The 853-nt window shown below is 42.6% G+C and carries 1 protein-coding gene; it reads right to left on the bottom strand.

Annotation, left to right across the window (positions count from 1 at the left end):
• Window positions 1-10: 10 nt before the first annotated feature.
• Window positions 11-811: a PhzF family phenazine biosynthesis protein gene (locus tag GOU96_RS17860; RefSeq protein WP_095461829.1), complete on the bottom strand. Its 801-nt coding sequence runs from the start codon at window positions 809-811 to the stop codon at window positions 11-13.
• Between the last annotated feature and the right edge of the window lie 42 nt (window positions 812-853).

The following is an 853-nucleotide window of genomic DNA, read 5'->3' as shown; positions in this document are numbered from 1 at the left end:
GAGGCGTTTGTTATGCGATTTTCATTCGACCAGACAAGACCGTTACAGCTTGACCAGATAGCTTCACTTGGTTTGGATTGAGTAGTTCCACATCTACAAAACCACCTCTCTTTGAGGCCTGATAACCTTTGAGCTGAAACTTACCAAGCCTTTTCGACCAGTAAACACACAAAGCACAATGTGCAGAGCCTGTTACTGGATCCTCATTGACTCCAACCCACGGCGCAAAATAACGCGATACAAAATCTACACCAGAGTCTGACTTAGCCGTAACTAAAACACCACGACCCTTCAATTTTGATAGTCCGCTGAAATCTGGGGAAAGATCGTTGAGTAAGGACTCATTATCAATGACGATGATCTGCTTGTTATCAAACTGACCGTAAGCGATTAAGTTTGATTGTGCCAACCCTAAGAAATTGAGCATATCTATGTTTGGGGACACTTGCATATCAAGCATTGGAGTTGGGAAAACCAAGTGGATGCTATTTTCGTCTAAATGGGCAGTCAAAATGCCCGATAGAGTTTTAAACTCAAGAACATCACCCGTTTTATAAATCCCCTGCTCTTTTAAAACATGAGCTACAGCTAAAGTACCGTGGCCACATAGGCTCACTTCAATTTCTGGTGTAAACCAACGCAGTTGCATCGTGCTCAGCGATAAAAACGCCGTTTCAGACACGGCCATTTCAGCAGCAATTGCTCGCATTGTCGCTTCATCAAGGCTAGTTTCTGTAATGCATACCCCAGCAGGATTGCCCTTAAACACTTCTGATGTAAACGAATCTACCTGAAAAATACTGACTTCCACTCGATATCCTTAATTTCTTATGATGTCAGAAAAATCGCATAA

Source organism: Vibrio sp. R-1, from assembly GCF_035615595.1.
In the GTDB taxonomy this organism is placed as follows: Bacteria; Pseudomonadota; Gammaproteobacteria; order Enterobacterales; family Vibrionaceae; genus Vibrio; species Vibrio cholerae.
This window is presented reverse-complemented; position numbering and strand designations above follow the sequence as displayed.